Annotated in this window: 11 protein-coding genes; 2 read left to right on the forward strand and 9 right to left on the reverse strand. The window is 63.1% G+C overall.

Translation table 11 applies throughout. The features are described 5' to 3' along the window. Nucleotides 1-3 precede the first annotated feature (3 nt). Nucleotides 4-2,397 carry a cellulose biosynthesis cyclic di-GMP-binding regulatory protein BcsB gene (gene bcsB / locus AB3X86_RS30750; RefSeq protein WP_368598856.1) on the reverse strand — a complete coding sequence of 798 codons (2,394 nt, stop codon included), beginning with the start codon at nt 2,395-2,397 and terminating at the stop codon, nt 4-6. 396 nt (nt 2,398-2,793) lie between these two features. Here bcsB and AB3X86_RS30755 point away from each other — a divergent pair, with 396 nt between their 5' ends. Both AB3X86_RS30755 and AB3X86_RS30760 read left to right on the forward strand, forming a co-directional pair. Then, entirely contained in the window at nt 2,794-3,219 is a 426-nt protein-coding gene (locus AB3X86_RS30755) for a diacylglycerol kinase (RefSeq protein ID WP_368598857.1), read from the forward strand. Nucleotides 3,220-3,476: 257 nt separating this feature from the next. Then, nucleotides 3,477-3,638 (forward strand): DUF1328 domain-containing protein, encoded by a 162-nt coding sequence (locus AB3X86_RS30760; RefSeq protein ID WP_013089029.1) that lies wholly within the window; start codon nt 3,477-3,479, stop codon nt 3,636-3,638. Nucleotides 3,639-3,878: 240 nt separating this feature from the next. Here the strand turns inward: AB3X86_RS30760 and AB3X86_RS30765 are convergent, their stop codons facing one another. From AB3X86_RS30765 to AB3X86_RS30800, 8 genes are all read right to left on the reverse strand, one after another. Then, nucleotides 3,879-4,505: a GNAT family N-acetyltransferase gene (locus AB3X86_RS30765; RefSeq protein WP_368598858.1), complete on the reverse strand. Its 627-nt coding sequence runs from the start codon at nt 4,503-4,505 to the stop codon at nt 3,879-3,881. Between the two features lie 99 nt (nt 4,506-4,604). Then, nucleotides 4,605-5,156: a dTDP-4-dehydrorhamnose 3,5-epimerase gene (gene rfbC / locus AB3X86_RS30770; protein WP_176123404.1), complete on the reverse strand. Its 552-nt coding sequence runs from the start codon at nt 5,154-5,156 to the stop codon at nt 4,605-4,607. Between the two features lie 116 nt (nt 5,157-5,272). Then, the gene (locus tag AB3X86_RS30775) at nt 5,273-6,265 is read right to left on the reverse strand and encodes a GlxA family transcriptional regulator (protein ID WP_176123405.1); all 993 of its coding nucleotides are present in this window, start codon (nt 6,263-6,265) and stop codon (nt 5,273-5,275) included. Between the two features lie 792 nt (nt 6,266-7,057). Next, nucleotides 7,058-13,006 (reverse strand): excinuclease ABC subunit UvrA, encoded by a 5,949-nt coding sequence (gene uvrA / locus AB3X86_RS30780; RefSeq protein WP_368598859.1) that lies wholly within the window; start codon nt 13,004-13,006, stop codon nt 7,058-7,060. A 448-nt stretch (nt 13,007-13,454) separates the two neighbouring features. Beyond that, nucleotides 13,455-14,486, reverse strand: coding sequence for an anthranilate 1,2-dioxygenase electron transfer component AntC (gene antC, locus AB3X86_RS30785; RefSeq protein WP_368598860.1), 1,032 nt, complete (start codon nt 14,484-14,486; stop codon nt 13,455-13,457). A 14-nt stretch (nt 14,487-14,500) separates the two neighbouring features. After that, nucleotides 14,501-14,989, reverse strand: a complete 489-nt coding sequence (antB, locus tag AB3X86_RS30790; RefSeq protein ID WP_368598861.1) for an anthranilate 1,2-dioxygenase small subunit — start codon at nt 14,987-14,989, stop codon at nt 14,501-14,503. Nucleotides 14,990-14,993: 4 nt separating this feature from the next. Further along, the gene (antA, locus tag AB3X86_RS30795; RefSeq protein WP_184225906.1) at nt 14,994-16,382 is read right to left on the reverse strand and encodes an anthranilate 1,2-dioxygenase large subunit; all 1,389 of its coding nucleotides are present in this window, start codon (nt 16,380-16,382) and stop codon (nt 14,994-14,996) included. Between the two features lie 207 nt (nt 16,383-16,589). Continuing rightward, a complete protein-coding gene (locus AB3X86_RS30800; RefSeq protein ID WP_368598913.1) occupies nt 16,590-17,546 on the reverse strand; it encodes a transporter in 957 nt (318 codons plus the stop codon). Nucleotides 17,547-17,555 lie beyond the last annotated feature (9 nt).

The following is a 17,555-nucleotide window of genomic DNA, read 5'->3' on the forward strand; positions in this document are numbered from 1 at the left end:
CGATCAGACTCCCCGGCGCCGCGCGGCCAGTTCCTGCAACGCGGTGAACGCGCCGATCGCGAGCAGCAAGCCGGCGAGCGCACCGAGCACGCCGAGCAGCACCGGATGCTGGATCGCCTTGCTCCACAGCCGCGCATACCAGGGCACATAGCCGACCAGATAGGTGTCGCCGACGCGCATGCTGTCCACCTTGCCATCGCGCAGCAAAGCGACGTCGCCCTGCAATTGCGCGACGCGGTCCGGCTTTTCGAGCATGTCGAGCAGTTGCGACAACTGCTGCTGATCGGTGGCGCTCAGCGCGACGACGCTGCGTCCATGGCTGTCCGGCAATTCGAAGCCCATCAGCGCGGCCAGCGGTCCGTCGCGTTCGATGCGCGCGCCACCGTCCGGCCGATGCGCGTCGCTGTGCGCGGCACCGTCGCGCCGGGCGGCGCTGTGCCACTGCTCGTCGACCGCGAACGAGGCGCGCGCGAGCGGGCTCGACGCAGCGGCACCCGACGCAGCGGCGGCGTCGCCCGCCTGGGCGCCGATCGTCAGCGGCAACGCATGCGGCCAGCGCGCGAGCCACGGCGCAGAGCCGTTGCCGCCGATCACGAGCAGATCCTTGCCGCTCAGCTGCGCGAGCTCGCGCGGCCGCGCGACCTGCACGCGCAGCGCCGGATAGCCGGTCCATTGCCCCATGTGGCCGAGCATCGTCAGCAGGCTTTCGAGCTCCTGCGGCGCGGGATGCTCGGGAATCACGACGGCCGTTTGCGACAGGTCCGCGTAACGCGTGAACGGAAAGCCGCTGTTCGCGAAGAACGCGAGGTTCGGCATCCGTGCGTAGTGAACGAAATCCGAGAAGTCGATCGTCGAGTCGGGATCGACCGCGGCCTGCACCGGGTTCGTCGCGACGCCCTGGCAGAGCCCGGTCTTCTGCGAATCGAGATTGAAGCGCAGCTGCAACTGGTTCGAGCTGCCGACGCGGAATGCCGGAATATCGAGCGCGCTCGTCGCACGATTGGCGTTGTTCGACAGCACCGGCAATTGCAGGCGGCCTTGCGCGTCGTCGGCGCTCGCGAGCGCGAGCCGGTACGACTTGACCAGCTGATCGTTGATCTGCACCGCGAGCGCCGAGTTGTTCTGCACGGTCGGCGCCGTGTAGCGGTACTTCAGATTCAGCGGCACGCCCGCGCCGTTCCACGAGTACAGATCGGCGGGCACGCGCAGGTTCAAGCGGATCGCGTCGGGCGTGCTGCCGCGCACCTCCAGTTGCGACGGATCGTCGATCAGTTCCTTGAACGAGACCGGCCGGTCGACCGGCAGCCAGCGCGGCGCGTCGTAGGGCTTCCTCGGCGCGCCGGCGGCGAGCTGCGTGATGCGCACCGCGGGACCCGCGAGCGCGGTCGTGCCGAGCACCAGCGCGGTGCTCGCTTCATCGACTTCGGTGGCGCTGCGGCCGGTCACGATCAGCAGCTTGCGGTTGGGCGCGACGGGATTGTCGGCGACGATCAGCATCGGACCGTTGATCGGCGGCAGCGTGAGGCCGGCGGGCAACTGCTCGCTGCGCGCGACGACGACCGCGTGGGAGTCGGTAGGCAACGTCGAGAGCGCCGGAAAGCGCGCCTGCCGGTAATCCGCCTGCGCACCGAACCACGAAGCGAGTACGCCCGCGCTGCGCAGCGTCGCGTTGTCGGCGGCGGCCGGCAGCACGAACGGCAGACGCAGCCGGTTCGCGTCGCGGTGATCGAAGAACGGCGCGGGCAGCAGCGCGAGATCATCGGGCAAACGGATCGGCGCGGTATCGACGATGAATTCGCTCGTCGGACTCACGTCGGCCCACAGCGCCGAGTTCTCAGGGTCTTCGCAATGCTCGAGCGTGTAATGCGCGATCAGGCGCAGACCGACCTGGTTGTAGTCGGTCAGAAAGCGCGGATCGAGCGGGATGTCCTGCGTGACGAGCTTGCCGGCGTGCTCGCGATCGAACGGCACGGTCGCGATCACTTCGTTGTTGACCGACACCTTCAGATGCGACATCGCGAACACCAGCGATGGCGAATACGTGTAGCGCAAGCGCAGTCGCGCGGCCGTGACCAGGCGATCGAGCCGCACGCCGAGATTGACGGTGCGCGCGTCTTCGACACCGCGTAGCGTCAGCGGCTGATACGCGCCCAGGGTCGCGAATGAAACGCGCGATGTGCTGGAGCCGGATGCGGGCGTCGGGACGCCGGCATCATTGTCGAGGTAGTTGGCGCTGGGATTGGTCTTGGCGGCACTCGCGCTCGCGACAGTGGGGGCGGCCGGCGCAATCGCCGCGGCGGCGACGACAGGCACCGATGGCGCGGCGCCCGACGCGACGGCATACAACGCGCCGACAACGGCGCTCAGCGAAACGCACAACGACACAACTGGTTTCATGAACAGCTCAGCTTGTTGGACCTGGACCGTGCGCGCGCGAGTGCGCCACTTACGGTGCGAATCCGGTCTGCCGCGCGAACGCGCGAAGTGGGAAAACGGACTGCCGGCACGCACGGGAGAAACACGCGGCGCACCATTCCTCGTATACGGAAAAATCCGGCGAAACCTTGAGCGGAACGAGCAACGGGGGTGACCAACATTTGAGATTTGAACGCAATTGGCAGCAGCCCTAACCGGTTATGCGTTCCTTTCATTTTTCCGAAGCCGGTCGGTCAGGCGAGAAGGTGCCACATGCCTGCCGCTGTTGGGCGGCGCAAAGATATCACAATTTGCAACGTCATTGATATCTTGTAACATCGACGGTCATTTGTTGCACATCAAACATCATCCCGAAACATGCCTGATCCGGCCGACTCCTCCGCTCACTCGACCATAGCGCCGGCCGCGAAGCGCAGCGGTCCGCTGCGCGGTTTGTTCGCGTTGCGGCATTCGTACGCTGGCATCGTCGCGACATTGCACGCCGAAAGCGCGTTCCGTCAGGAAGCTGCGCTCGCGGCGATCCTCGTGCCGGCGGCGTTCCTGATGCCGGTCGACGCCATCGCGCGCGTGCTGCTGATCGGCTCGGTGCTGCTCGTGCTGCTGGTGGAGTTATTGAATTCGGCGATCGAGGCCGCCATCGACCGGATCTCGTTCGAGCGACATGAATTGTCGAAGCGCGCGAAGGACTGCGGCAGCGCGGCCGTGACCATTGCGCTGCTGATGTGTGTGCTGACCTGGGGCATGTTGTGCGGGCCGCTGGCGTATCACTGGCTGCGTGGATGACGCGTGACGGGTTCTACGTACTCCGCACCATGGTTGGCACATTGCTGGCCTGGCGAGAGGGAATGCAAACGTTAGCGCCGGCTCGACGGCAATTTCGCGTGCCGCGAAATATTCGTCACGCAAACGTTGGCGTCAATGAAACGATGGCACATGTATTGCTGAATTCCGCTCGCCGGCATCTCACCCGTGAAGCCGCGTGACGTACGCAACGGGGCGCCGTTCAAACGTCATTTCAACAATCCACCGGTGGAGGCACCATGCTTCGATACGCTGTGATTTTCTTCATCATCGCCATCATCGCCGCAGTGTTCGGCTTTGGAGGCATTGCCGCGGGCGCAACCGAAATCGCCAAGGTATTGTTCTTCATCTTCCTGGTGATCTTCCTCGTCACCTTGCTGATGGGCGTGATCCGACGCTGACGGCTGCACACAGCGTTCGGTGAATTCACCCCTCGCCCGATGCGAACCGGCGACGCTGCGTTGGTGCCGCGTTCAGGATTGCACCGCTGCGGTCGCCGTGGCCGCCGTTGCAATACTTGCCGCAGCATATTGCAATAGTTGCCGAAGCATCGGGCGCTTCAACTCCGCTTTTCTTCCGCTTCTCTTGCGCTGCTGTTCCACTGCTTTTGTCCGCATGCCTCGGACGTATGCGGCATTGCTTCAGGCCGCATGCGCGATCTGCGGCGTCGCATGCAGACGCCGCGACCAGTTCGCGAGCGTGCGCATCGCTACCGGCGGCTTGCTCAGAATCGCGCTGTCGTAGCACCTGTGCGCGAAGCGCATGAAGTCGACGATGCGAAACCCCTGCCCGCGATAGAACGCAATCTGCTGCGTGGCCGGTTGCGGGGTATCGAGTGCGAGTTGCGCATAGCCGCGGGTTGCGGCCCAGTGTTCGGCGAACGCGATCAGCAACGTGCCGATGCCTCGGCCCTGCCACGCGGGATCGACTTCGAACTGGCGCAAGCTCGCAACATCGTCGTGCCTGTATAGCTCGCATGATGCTTCGCCATCCGAAGCATAAAGCGTCATCGTGCCGACGATCTGTCCGTCGCATACCGCGACATGGCAATCGCCGCGCAGCACGCGCAAGCGGGTCGCTTCGATGGTCTGATCCACGCACGTGCAATTGAGCCCCTGCGCGCCGAGCGGCGCGAACGCGCGATGCAGCAGCGCAGTCAACGCAACGAACGAATCGCGCGACGCGTCGAAGCGCCTGAGTTCGACGTGGCCGGCACGACATGCATAGTGCACCGGAACGGATTGCGGACGGCTTGCGCGACGCTTCACGTTGAGCACCTCGTACTGACTGGATGCCCGAAGTGTAGGGTTGGCCCGTGAGCGTCTCAAGAAAAAATGTCGTAAAAACTCTGGCCGATCACCTGTCGTTCACGACATGTTTTCGGCTTCGTACAGACGACGACCCGCCGCATCCTTGCTGCCGAGAATGGGTTGAAAGTCGATCGGCCACTCGATGCCGATGTCGGGATCGGACCACAGCAGGCAGCGTTCGAGTTCGGGAAACCAGTACTCGGTGGTCTTCCACACGCACTCGGCGACCTCGGACAGCACGACGAAGCCGTGCGCGAAACCGGGCGGCACCCACATTTGCCGCTGGTTCCCTTCGCTCAGATACTCGCCGCTCCATTTGCCGAAGTTCGGTGAGTTCAGGCGCACGTCGACCGCGACGTCGAAGATCTCGCCGCGCACGACGCGCAGCAGCCGTCCCTGCGGACGCTGCACCTGGTAGTGCAAGCCGCGCAGCACGCCATGCACGGCGCGCAGATGGCGGTCCTGCACGAAGTTGAAACCTTGCGCGACGTCGTCCGAAAACTCGTCCGCGCTGAAACTCTCGAAGCAGAAGCCGAATTCGTCGATGAACACTTCCGGCTCGATGAGTTTCACCTCCGGCAATGCCGTCGCCATGACCCTGTTGCCCATCGCCACTGTGCTCGTAAGAAGGCTGGCCAGCGAACCTACGGCCGCTCTCGCGACCGCGTCCAACAGACGAGGCGCGCCCGCGGCGCGGGCGCGCTATCGCATGCTATTGATACATGCTACGCCTCAGTGGCCGCCCGGCTTCGGGCGCGATACTCGGTTGGCGACAAAGCCATGCGCTTGCGGAAGATTTTCGCGAGACGGTCCCCGTTGCCGGTGCCGCTGCGACGCGCGATCTTGTCGACCGGCAATTCGGTCTCGGTCAGGAAGTTGCACGCGATGCGCAGTCGCACCTGCAGCAGGTAGTCCGACGGCGTGACCTGCATTTCGTGCTTGAAACGGCGCAGGAAATTGCGCTCGCTCATTGCGGCGACCTGCGCGGCATCGGCGACCGAGACCGGACGGTCGCAGTTCGCCTCCATCCAGCGTGCGGCCGCGCGAATCTTTTCGGCGACGCTCAGCGTGCCGCCCTCGGCCGGCAGCGGCACCCACGTGGAAGCCATGCCGGGCATCACGCGATCGGCGACGCTGCGTGCGAGCTCCGCGCCCAGGTCGCGCTTGATGAACATCAGCGCGCTGCGCGCGCAGTCGTGACGGTCGTTGGCCGCGCTGAACGCGCCTTCGCTCGCGCTCGCGCCCGGATAGCGGCTCATCAGGCCATCATGCTCGGTCGGGCCGGCCGCTTCGAGCACGAGGCGTCCCTCGCCGATCGTTTCGATCGCGCGGGTGCGCGATTGCACGGCGCGCAGCCAGTTCAGCAGGCGTTCGTCGCGTGCCGCCACGTGGGCGCCGTAGCCACCCGCGATGAACAGCACGTCGAAACCGCCGCCAAAGCGCGTGTCGATGCGATCAGTCCAGATGCGCGCCGACGACGAGCTGGCAACATTGCCGCCTTCCATCGACAGGAACTGCACTTCGTAGGGCGGATCTTCGCCCGCGCGCGTGCCCGCGAACTCATTGGCGGTCTGGAACATTTCGACGACGGTACCGGGGCCGAGCAGCCAGAAGCCGTCGAACAGCAGAATGCCGATTCGCCGCGCTGCAGTACGGACGTTCAATGCAGGCGTGTGAAGCCACGTAATTCTCGTTGTATCAAGGTGCATGTGCGGCATGATCTTCCCCAAACGGGCATACATTGTGGACCCCGATTTGCCCCGTCAGCAGACGGAACGAGAGAATGCGTTATTACGGCGGGAAAACGGACTAACGCCGCATAAAGGATTAAGCGTGATGTTAGCGGAATGGATCGCTATAGTAAAATTGAAAAGAATATTTCATCACGAATATCCATGTCTGAGGATAAGCGGTTATTGAGCGATTGATATGAGCGCTCGGCAGGGCCGGCAACTATGCAAGGTTGAGCGCAGAGGATGGGGATATCTTACCGCAAAGCCTTCGTGGACGGCACTCTCGCCCGTTCGGGCAAAGTTGCCGATAATGCGAAGCGTAGTGGACCCACCTTACCGAGTACGTTTCTTGCCGAATCAAAAATGTTTCAATTGTGAACTGCTTATCGTCCGGATTATGTCCGCGCAATTCGGTAGTTTATTCGCAAAGCGTAAAGTTATTCCCCGCGCCATTAGGGATATCGACGGCATTCATTCCGGGCCGAAAATTAATATCCAAATGCTGATTTATCGGGGGTTCTAAAAACGTTTCTATTTTGAAACATCGTCGGTCGCTTTCGTATGAACTAATGGCGCGGATGCGTCTCGTTCGGCGAATCTCTGACGATTGTATGCAGTGCAGCAATGATGTGTGGCGCACACGCGACGAAGCGCCGGCCGTTGCAACCTGCACGGTTGCAACGGCACATCTGACAAGCGGGTGGAATGCGAGCAAACAGTGGGTTGGGGACCGCAATCGCGGCCCGCAACGGCCGCGCCGCTGGTCGTCAGGTTGCCTCAGCCATTCGTCCCTTCGCCGGCCAGCGCCGCCGTAGCGGCCGTGCGCGCGAGCACTGGCCGCAAAGCCGCGCCGGTGTGACTCGCGGCCACACGTGACAGGCTTTCCGGATCGGTTGCCGCGACGATCGTACCGCCGCCCACGCCGCCCTCCGGACCGAGGTCGATGATCCAGTCCGCCTCGGCGATCACGTCGAGATCGTGCTCGATGACGACGACGCTATGCCCGCCATCCACGAGCCGATGCAGCACGCGAATCAGCTTCGCGACGTCCGCCATATGCAGGCCGACCGTCGGCTCGTCGAGCACGTATAGCGTGTGCGGCGGCTTCTGGCCGCGCCGGGTGACGTCGTCGCGCACCTTGCTCAGCTCGGTGACGAGCTTGATGCGCTGCGCCTCGCCGCCCGACAACGTAGGCGATGGCTGGCCGAGCGTCAGATAGCCGAGCCCGACGTCCTTCATCAGTTGCAGCGGATGCCCGATGTTCGTGATCGACGCGAAGAACTCGACCGCTTCGTCGATTTCCATCGTCAACACGTCGCCAATGTTCTTGCCGCGCCACGTGACCGCGAGCGTCTCCGGATTGAAGCGCTGACCGTGACAGACATCGCACGGCACTTTCACGTCGGGCAGGAAGCTCATGCCGATCGTGCGCACGCCTTGGCCCTCGCACGCGGGGCAGCGGCCTTCACCGGTATTGAACGAGAAACGCGACGCGGTATAGCCGCGCGCGCGTGCCTCCAGCGTGCCCGCGAACAGCTTGCGAATCGCATCCCACACGCCGATGTAGGTGGCGGGACAAGAACGCGGCGTCTTGCCGATCGGCGTCTGATCGACTTCGAGCACGCGGTCGATGCTCTCCCAGCCGGTGACCGAATCGCAGCCCTGCCACGTGTGCGTGACGTTCAGCGGCGCGCGCGGCGCCGAGCGCGCGAGCACACTCGAGCGCCGGTTCGCGGCCGGTTTCTGTTCGACCGCCGCACGCGCGCGCCGGGTGGCCGGCGACGACAGCACCGAGCGCCCGACCGCGTCGAGCAGATTGGTCATCAGCACGTCGCGCGCGAGCGTCGATTTGCCCGAGCCGCTGACGCCCGTCACCGCGACGAGCCGCGCGAGCGGAATGCCGACCGTCACGTCACGCAGGTTGTGCAACTTGCCGCCATGCACGGTCAGCCAGTTCTCGGGCACCGCGGCCGCGCGCTTGCCCGGCGCGACGACCTCGCGACGCGGCTGCAGCGGATGCACGATCGGCTGCGCGAGAAAGCGCCCGGTCAGCGAATCGGCCTGCGCGGACAGGTCCGCGACGCTGCCCTGCGCGATCAGCGTGCCGCCGCGTTTGCCCGCGCCCGGCCCGATATCGATGATGTGATCGGCGCGCCGGATCGTATCTTCGTCATGCTCGACGACGACGAGCGTATTGCCCTTGTCGCCGAGCTTGCGCAGCGCGTTCAGCAGGATCTGGTTGTCGCGCGGATGCAGGCCGATGGTCGGCTCGTCGAGCACGTAGCACACGCCCTGCAGATTGCTGCCGAGTTGCGCGGCAAGCCGGATGCGCTGCGCTTCGCCGCCCGACAAACTCGGCGCCGCGCGATCGAGGCTCAGATAGCCGAGCCCGACCTCTTCGAGGAACTGCAACCGGCTGCCGATTTCGCTGACCACGTCGCGCGCGATTTCGGCATCGCGGCCCGTCATCTGCAGCGTATCGATCCATGCGCGCGTGTCGGACACGGTCCATTGCGCGACATCGACGATCGCCTGCGAGTCGAACGTGACCGCGCGCGCGACCGGATTCAGCCGGGTGCCCGCGCAATCCGGACACGGCTCGTCGACGAGCCCTTCCGGTTCCTGCTCCTCCGACGGCAAGCTCTGTTCACGACCGCGATTGTCGTCGACGACGATCGTGTCGTCATACGCGGCGCGCTGCTCCCGCGTGAGCGACAGCCCCGTGCCGACGCAGCTCGTACACCAGCCATGCTTGCTGTTGTACGAGAACATGCGCGGATCGAGCTCGGGATAGCTCGTGCCGCACACTGGACACGCGCGCTTCGTCGACAACACCTTCACGTCGCCGAGCTTCGCGGTGGACTCGCCGCCGTTGATCGCGTCGTGCAGGCCGTCGAGCGGCGCGAGCAGATGCATGATGCCCTTGCCGACCTCAAGCGTCTGATCGAGCGCTTCGCGAAGCTCGGCTTCATGATCGGCCGAGATGACGAGATCAGCGACCGGCAGCTCGATCGTGTGCTCACGGAACCGGTCGAGCTTCGGCCACGGATCGACCGGCACGAACTCGCCGTCCACCCGCAGATGCGTATTGCCGCGCGCTTTCGCCCATTTCGCGAGGTCGGTATAGACGCCCTTGCGGTTCACGACGAGCGGCGCGAGGAAGCCGACATGCTGGCCCTTGTGATCGCGCAGCAACTGCGCGGCAATCGATTCGGCGCTTTGCGACGTGACCGGCGTGCCGTCGTGAATGCAGTGCTGCAAGCCGAGCTTCACGTACAACAGACGCAGGAAGTGCCACACCTCCGAGGTGGTCGCGACGGTACTCTTGCGGCCGCCGCGCGACAGCCGCTGCTCGATCGCGACGGTCGGCGGAATGCCGTACACCGCGTCGACTTCGGGGCGCCCGGCCGGCTGCACGATCGAGCGCGCGTACGCATTCAACGATTCGAGGTAGCGCCGCTGACCTTCGTGGAACAGGATGTCGAACGCGAGCGTCGATTTGCCCGAGCCCGACACGCCGGTGATCACATTGAACTTGCCGTGCGGAATATCGACGTCGAGCCCCTTCAGGTTGTGCTCGCGCGCGTTGACGATGCGCACCACGTCCTCGCCTTCGATCGCGCGACGCGCGCGGGCCGCGCTCAGTGCCTTCTGCAGCGGGATGCCTTGCGGCTCCGCTTCCGCTGCGACGCCCATCGCGCAGTCGTATTGCAGCAACGCCTCGCCGGTATGCGACTCGGCACACGCTTTCACTTCGTCCGGTGTGCCCGCGCACAACACGCGGCCGCCGCCGTCGCCGCCTTCGGGACCGAGGTCGATGATCCAGTCGGCCGCGCGGACCACGTCGAGGTTGTGCTCGATCACGATCAGCGAATGACCGCTCGCGAGCAGCTTGCCGAACGCCTGCATCAGCTTCGCGATGTCGTCGAAATGCAGGCCCGTGGTCGGCTCGTCGAACATGAACAGACGCTTCGCGACCGCCTGCTTCGCGCCACGCGTGCTGCGCGCCTGCGCCGATTCCGCGAGAAACCCCGCGAGCTTGAGCCGCTGCGCCTCGCCGCCAGACAGCGTCGGCACCGGCTGGCCGAGCTTCACGTATTCGAGCCCGACGTCGACGATAGGCTGCAGCACGCGCAATACTTCGGCATCCTTTGCGAAGTACGCGGCAGCCTCGCTGACGGTCAGCTCGAGCACGTCGGCAATGCTCATCGAGCGCGCGGCCTCGCCTCGCTCGATCTTCACCTCGAGGATTTCCGCGCGATAACGACGCCCGTCGCAATCGGGGCAGCGCAGGTACACGTCGGACAGGAACTGCATTTCGATGTGCTCGAAGCCCGAGCCGCCGCAGGTCGGACAGCGGCCGTCGCCCGAGTTGAAGCTGAACATGCCGGGGCCGTAGCCGCGCTGCTGCGCGAGAGGCGCCTTCGCGAACAGCTTGCGGATTTCGTCGAACGCGCCGACATAGCTGGCCGGATTCGAGCGCGCGGTCTTGCCGATCGGCGACTGATCGACGAACACGACGTCGGTGACCTGGTCGGCGCCCTCAAGCGACTTGAACGCGCCCGGCGCTTCGGTGGCAAGGCCGAAGTGGCGCGCCATCGCCGGATACAGCACGTCCTGCAGCAGCGTCGATTTGCCGGAACCGGACACGCCGGTCACGCAGACGAGCCGCTGCAATGGAATTTCGACCGTGACGTCACGCAGATTGTGCTCGCTCGCGCCTTCGAGCACGATGCGCGGCGTGCTTGAATCGACCGTGCGACGCGACCAGTGCGCGGCATCCGCGACATGGCGCCGGCCGCCGAGGTATTCACCGGTCAGCGTGCCGGTCGAGCGGATCGCGTCGGGCGCGCCGTCGAAAATGATCGAACCGCCGCGCTCGCCAGGCCCCGGACCCATGTCGATGAGCCGGTCCGCCGCGAGCATCACCGACGGATCATGCTCGACCACGACCAGCGTATTGCCCGCGTCGCGCAGCCGGTGCATTGCCTCGACGATGCGGTTCAGGTCGCGCGGATGCAGGCCGATGCTCGGTTCGTCGAGCACGAACAGCGTCTTGGTCAGCGACGTGCCGAGCGCGGTGGTCAGGTTGATACGCTGCACCTCGCCGCCCGACAGCGTGCGGCTTTGCCGATCGAGCGTCAGATAGCCGAGGCCGACGTCGCAGAGATACTTGAGGCGCGTGCGCACTTCGGCGAGCAGCAGCTTCAGCGCGTCGTCGAGCAACGCGCTCGGCAGCGTGATGTCGTCGAAGAAGCGGCGGATGCGCTCGATCGGCATCAGCATCAGATCGTGCACGGTCAAACCCGGCAACGCTTCGAGCTGTGCGCGCGACCACTGCACGCCGCGCGGCATGAAGCGGTGCTCGGGCGCGAGCACGTCGTTCGCGCTCGCTTTGCTGCCGAGGCGCCACAGCAGCGATTCGGTTTTCAGACGCGCGCCGCCGCAGGTTTCGCATGGCGTATAGCTGCGGTACTTCGACAGCAACACGCGGATATGCATCTTGTACGCCTTCGATTCCAGATAATCGAAGAAGCGTTTGACGCCGTACCAATGCGTCTGCCACTTGCCGTTCCAGTCCGGCGAGCCGTTGATGACCCAGTTGCGCTCGCGCTCGCTGAGCTCGCCCCACGGCGTGTCGCGGCGGATGTCGGCTTTCGCCGCATAGCGCATCAGATCGTCCTGGCACTCCTTCCACGCGGGCGTCTGCATTGGCTTGACCGCGCCTTCGCGCAGCGTCTTGCGCGCGTCTGGAATCACCAGACCGAGGTCGACGCCGATCACGCGGCCGAAGCCGCGGCAGGCATCACACGCGCCATAGGCCGAGTTGAACGAGAACAGCGCGGGCTGCGGATCGGCATAGCGCAGATCGCTTTCGGGACTGTGCAGGCCGGTGGAGAAACGCCAGATGCGCGGCTCGGCGGCTTCGGCTTTCGGTTCGTCCGAGGTGGCCGGCAGCACGTAGATATTGACGCGCCCGCCGCCACGCTTCAGCGATGCCTCGATCGCCTCGATCGCGCGCGCTTTGTCCACCGAACGCAGCCGGAAGCGGTCGGCGACGACGTCGAGCAGCTTGCGCTTGCCGGTCGGTGAATCGACTTCGCGCTGCGCCTGCACGCGCGTATATCCGCTCGCCGACAGCCACTGCTCGACCTCCTGCTCGGACGCCGACTCCGGCAATTCGACCGGGAACGTGACGACGAGCCGCGGCTCCTCCTGCGCGGTGCGCTCGAGCAGTTCCGCGTAGATCGTCTCCGGCGTGTCGTGCCGCACCGGGTGCGCGGTCTGGCGGTCGAACAGCTCGGCCGCGCGCGCGTACAGCAGCTTCAGATGGTCGTTGAGCTCCGTCATCGTGCCGACCGTGGAGCGCGAGCTGCGCACCGGGTTGGTCTGGTCGATCGCGATGGCGGGCGGTACGCCGTCGACGCGGTCGACCTGCGGCCGGTCCATCCGGTCGAGGAACTGGCGCGCGTACGCACTGAAGGTTTCGACGTAGCGGCGCTGGCCTTCCGCATACAGCGTGTCGAACACGAGGCTCGACTTGCCCGAGCCCGACGGCCCGGTGACGACCGTCATTTCGCCGGTGCGCACGTCGAGGTCGACGTTTTTCAGGTTGTGCTGGCGGGCGCCGCGAATGCGGATCGTGCCCTGGGTCTTGTTGCTGCTCGGCTTGCCGGCTTGGGGAGTATCGGCGAGGGTGTCAGGGGTTGCGTCGTTGGAGGACAATTTTTCCGACCGTCTGAAGGAGTGGGTCACCTCTCACGGCCGGCTCTCGCGACCGCGCAAGTTCGGTGCAGCCGGGACGGCGCGACGAGCGCCCGGAAGCCTGGCTGTAGGGGGATACTATACTGTATGTTTATACAGTTTTCCATGACAGGTGAGGGTGCGCCTCGCGCGTGGTGCCTGCGGACCGAATTCGTGGGACGCGAGCGGATTTTTGAGGCTGGACGAACCGCATCAGGGAGACTGCCGGGATTGGCGTCCCGGCGGATCTGCGGCGGGGGCAAGTATCTCGTCAAGGCACAGTGGGAAGATGCTGGTCCGCGACAGCCAACCCGGTGAGGCGTTGGCCGAACGCACGGCTCGGATGCGGGATCGAAGCAAACCGACCCTGAACGATCGGCCCGACGCTGCTCCAAAGGCAGATATCAGATCGGAGGGGTCATTCCGTACGTCACTCAAGGCCTCCGGTGCTTGCAAACTTTTCGAAATGCAGCTGAAAATCTTGAAGGCCTGAAGTCGCCAACCACTTCCTGACCGCTTCAACCATCGGGGGCGGACCGCATACGTACATGTCGAAAGGTCGCGCGGCTAGTGCCTTCACGTCCAAATGATCCGGAATATATCCCGCCTTCCCGCTCCAATCGGGCGACGAATTCACGACCACGGGCACGTACGAGAATCCCTCGATACGATCAACATACCCTTTCAACCGTTCATACTCGCACAGGTCGCCGACGTTGTTCACCCCGTAATACAGCGTGACGGGTTGACCGCAACCGCCACGCGAAGCCATCTCATCCAGCATGCCGAGGAACGCCGAGAGACCCGTTCCGCCCGCGACCATCACAAGCGGTCGCTCGACGTGTCGCAGGTAGAAAGTCCCAAATGGCGCTTCAAGGTCGATTGACTGACCGGGCGTACAGCGTTCGCGCAGGTAATTGCTCATGATGCCGTCAGGCAGCAGTCGGATCAGAAACTGCAACTGATTGTCATAACTTGGCTGATTCGCGAACGAATAGGAACGCCATGCGTCCGTCTCCGGAACGAGGAGGCGAGCATACTGACCGGGCAAAAAGTCCAGACGTCTGCGCACGCCACTCGCGTCGAGATGCAGAATTGCCGTAGAGCCGGATACTTTCTCCATACGGGTGACGGTCGCCGTCATGCGACCTGTATCCTCGGCACGGCACAACGTCGAGTCAAAGTCAAAGAAGAACGACGCATCCGATCTGACTCTGGTCTGGCACGACAGCATTTTGCGTTGCGCAAGATCCTCGGCAGAGAGCGCTTCATCGTCCACGTAGTCCTGCTCATATTCGCCCGATTCACAGCGCCCCTTGCAAGTGCTACAAACGCCTTCGCGGCAGTCGAATGGAATCTTCACGCCATTGCGCAATGCCGCGTCCAGCAAGATCTCGTTTGCGCCGGCATCGAAGAACAATGTCTTACCATCGGCAAAACTGAAGGCTACCTTGTGATTCATCTCAATGCCCTCGATTAAAGATGGTAAAAGTCGAGGACCGCGTTGATGCGGTCATTGAGCAATAGGATGTGTTTGCGCACGATCTTCCAGCTATCGACGTCGGCACGCAGCTGGTAAGTCCCATGGCCGAAAAAGTGATCCGACACGCCATGGCGCGTGTAAAACGTCGCCCAGTTGACCTTTGCTTCCGTCAACCCGTCCGGCCCGCCAGTAACACGTACATTGGTGATTTGATGGAGGGTACGCGGTAACGGTGTCGACGCGGCAGATTTGCCAGTGCGGAGTCGAAAAACACGATCTTCCAGCCCGGAGCGGTTCGAATAATAGATCAGTGATAGACCGCGCCGGGGATCTGTCGTGTACTCGAATTCAGAGTCCCACTGAGGCACATGGAATTCGCATTGCTCGTCAAAAAGGGCGAGGTAAGCATCCCAGTCCCGCGCATCGCAAAGTTCGGACTTGCGATAAAAGAATTGTTCGATCGAATGCTGCAACGGGTTCATGATCTCAGATCTCCTTAACGCTCAATGACTTCTGCCGCAACCCTTTCAGCAATAGCGCCTGCCATGCGCCGTGCTGGTTCACATACAAGCCTTCGTGCGTGAACTCGGAACCTGTTAATGCGGGTGAGATGCCCAACAACGTGCTGTTAGGTGTTGCCTGTTCGATCCATTTGTGATGGCCCCGCGAAATGTCGCTCCAAGGCTCAAGGCGCGCCTGAAAGCCCCGCTGAGCTTCACGGAACTCCACGAGATCGTCCGGTGTGCCCATGCCGGACACGTTGAAAAAATCCTCGAACTGTCGGATGCGGCTCTCACGGTCGCTGTCCGATTCGCCCTTCACGCCGATACACTGGCTGATCACCTCGGTCTTGTTCCACGCGATCGGACGCACGATGCGCAACTGCGAGCTGATCTGGTCCATGAAGAAAAGACTCGGATACACGTTCAGGTTGCGAAGCCGATGCATTATCCATTCAGCGCGCTGCTGGCCGTACTCCTGAACGAGGCGCGGCATCACACTCGCATAGCCGGGCCGCACTTGCGGATTCGGCATGTCACTGAATAGCACCGAGTGCCCGTTGCGGAACGAGAACCAGCCGTCATCGGTATCCGCGTCGCCAGCACCGAGCTTGCTGTAGTCGAGCGTGCCGTTGGCCGCCGCACCCTTTTGCACATTCGATTCGTGACGATGCTTGACTGTCGCCACATAGTTGTAGTGGACTGTACTTACGTGATAGCCGTCGAGGCCGTTCTCGTTTTGCAATTTCCAGTTACCGTCGTATGTATAGGTCGACCTGCCTGGAAGCACCTCAAGTTCACCGGTGGGCGACTGCGCCACCATCATGTCGAGAAAGACGCGCGTGTCGCCAAGGTAGTCTTCGAGCGAATCTGTGGCTGCCACATCAAGGCTAACGAACACGAAGCCCTTATAGCTTGCAATGCGTGCCTTCTTCAGGCCGCGCGCGCCTTTGTCAAAATCTTCGCAATATTCCGACGGCGCTTTCACCTTGACGAGCCGCCCGTCACTCTTGTAGCACCATGCATGGAATGGGCATGTGAAAGTCGACTGGTTGCCCTTGCTCATGCGCGTGAGCGTGGCGCCGCGGTGCTGGCAGGCATTGACCATCGCATGGAGCGCACCACTGCCGTCCCGGCTCACGATCAGCGGCTGGCGGCCTGCCTGCATCGTGACGAAATCATGCGGCTGCGGAATCTCGCTCTCGTGACACGCGTAAATCCATGCCTTTTCGAATATCAGTTCCATCTCCAGCGCGAACAGCTCAGGCTCCGTGAACATTTCGCGGGCGATCCGGTACACGCCCTCTGCCGGACGAAAGTCCAGACAGCCGCTCACAAACTCCTTCCATTCAGCCACGTTTCTTGCTGTATCCATCATCGTCCTCTCATGTCTGCTGCCGGCTGACGGTGCAAGGCGCGCACCGCATGCTGTCCGTCGGCGTTTGTAACACTGCGTCGCTTCACCTAGTGCTGGGTAACGGCATCCTTCTTAATTCAGGCGCTCGCCAATGCAATCCGAACCAGGAACGATCACCGTACTTTTCGTAACCAAAGAAAATGCAAAATGCCTTGTGATACATCGCTAATTAAAATGATGCACATACCGTAGGACCACCCTGGTCCCCTGGGGGCGGTTTCTGGCGTCCCGCTCGAAGTAACTGTCAAAGAACACATGGTCCTGCTGCGAAAAGCTGTACATCGCTCCTGGCCCGATTGCCCAGACTGCTTCGCGAGTACCCGGCACGTCCACGCCATTCACCTTCATGTCGGTGATCTGCCGTAGCCAGTATCCGTTCAGTCCAATCCGAAGACCTGGGCGAACTTCGTACTCGGTGGCGACGTTTACATGAACGGCCTGGCCCGCCTGAGATGACGTGACATCGGGTGCGAGCGCCGTCGCTGGTTCGTGGTTCGTCGCGTTCCACAGGTAATGCAGACGCCATGAAACGGTCCACTTCGGTGTCAGCCAGACGGTCGCCGCCCAATACGGGTTGAACGACCAGAAGTGGCTGCCTGGATTGATCGCCTTGCGCGGATCGTATGCCCCCATCGGCACGATGAACTGGAACTCAACGCGCTGCGCGAAACGTGGACCGTTGGCGCCCATCACGGGATCGAACTGGATGAACGGTCCAATCAGCAGATCACCGATACCGTTCTGTGCGCTCAGCGCCGCATTGCCCAGGCCATCATCCACATGCGCCGATGCGATCCACGGCAGCATCAGATTGAGACCCGGATGCGCTGTCGCAAAGGTTAGAGGCGACTGGTATGTGAGCTGCGTGATGCCCGCAAAGATATCGATATCCTGCTTCGGCAGCGGCACGCGGTTTCCCGCGTTGTCGTTGATCCGTCCCGCTGTGTAGTACTCGAAGTACTGCTGCGCATACCAACCCGATCCCGCAGGCGGCAAGCCGTCGAGAAAACTTGTCGCGCCCAGATTGACAGCCGGCAGATCGTTGGCGGATGCAGGCAAAGTGAGACACGATACCGCCACTGACACGAGCCATGGCAAGAGTCGAACACTGTTGATTCTCATTGACAGCAC

It is taken from the genome of Paraburkholderia sp. BR14374 (genome assembly GCF_040948685.1).
Taxonomy (GTDB): domain Bacteria; phylum Pseudomonadota; class Gammaproteobacteria; order Burkholderiales; family Burkholderiaceae; genus Paraburkholderia; species Paraburkholderia youngii.

Coding starts and splice junctions, on each gene's coding strand:
- bcsB (WP_368598856.1), bottom strand. CDS start 2,397: ATGAAACCAGTTGTGTCGTTGTGCGTTTCGCTGAGCGCCGTTGTCGGC.
- AB3X86_RS30755 (WP_368598857.1), top strand. CDS start 2,794: ATGCCTGATCCGGCCGACTCCTCCGCTCACTCGACCATAGCGCCGGCC.
- AB3X86_RS30760 (WP_013089029.1), top strand. CDS start 3,477: ATGCTTCGATACGCTGTGATTTTCTTCATCATCGCCATCATCGCCGCA.
- rfbC (WP_176123404.1), bottom strand. CDS start 5,156: ATGGGCAACAGGGTCATGGCGACGGCATTGCCGGAGGTGAAACTCATC.
- AB3X86_RS30775 (WP_176123405.1), bottom strand. CDS start 6,265: ATGCCGCACATGCACCTTGATACAACGAGAATTACGTGGCTTCACACG.
- antC (WP_368598860.1), bottom strand. CDS start 14,486: ATGAATCACAAGGTAGCCTTCAGTTTTGCCGATGGTAAGACATTGTTC.
- antB (WP_368598861.1), bottom strand. CDS start 14,989: ATGAACCCGTTGCAGCATTCGATCGAACAATTCTTTTATCGCAAGTCC.
- antA (WP_184225906.1), bottom strand. CDS start 16,382: ATGGATACAGCAAGAAACGTGGCTGAATGGAAGGAGTTTGTGAGCGGC.
- AB3X86_RS30800 (WP_368598913.1), bottom strand. CDS start 17,546: ATGAGAATCAACAGTGTTCGACTCTTGCCATGGCTCGTGTCAGTGGCG.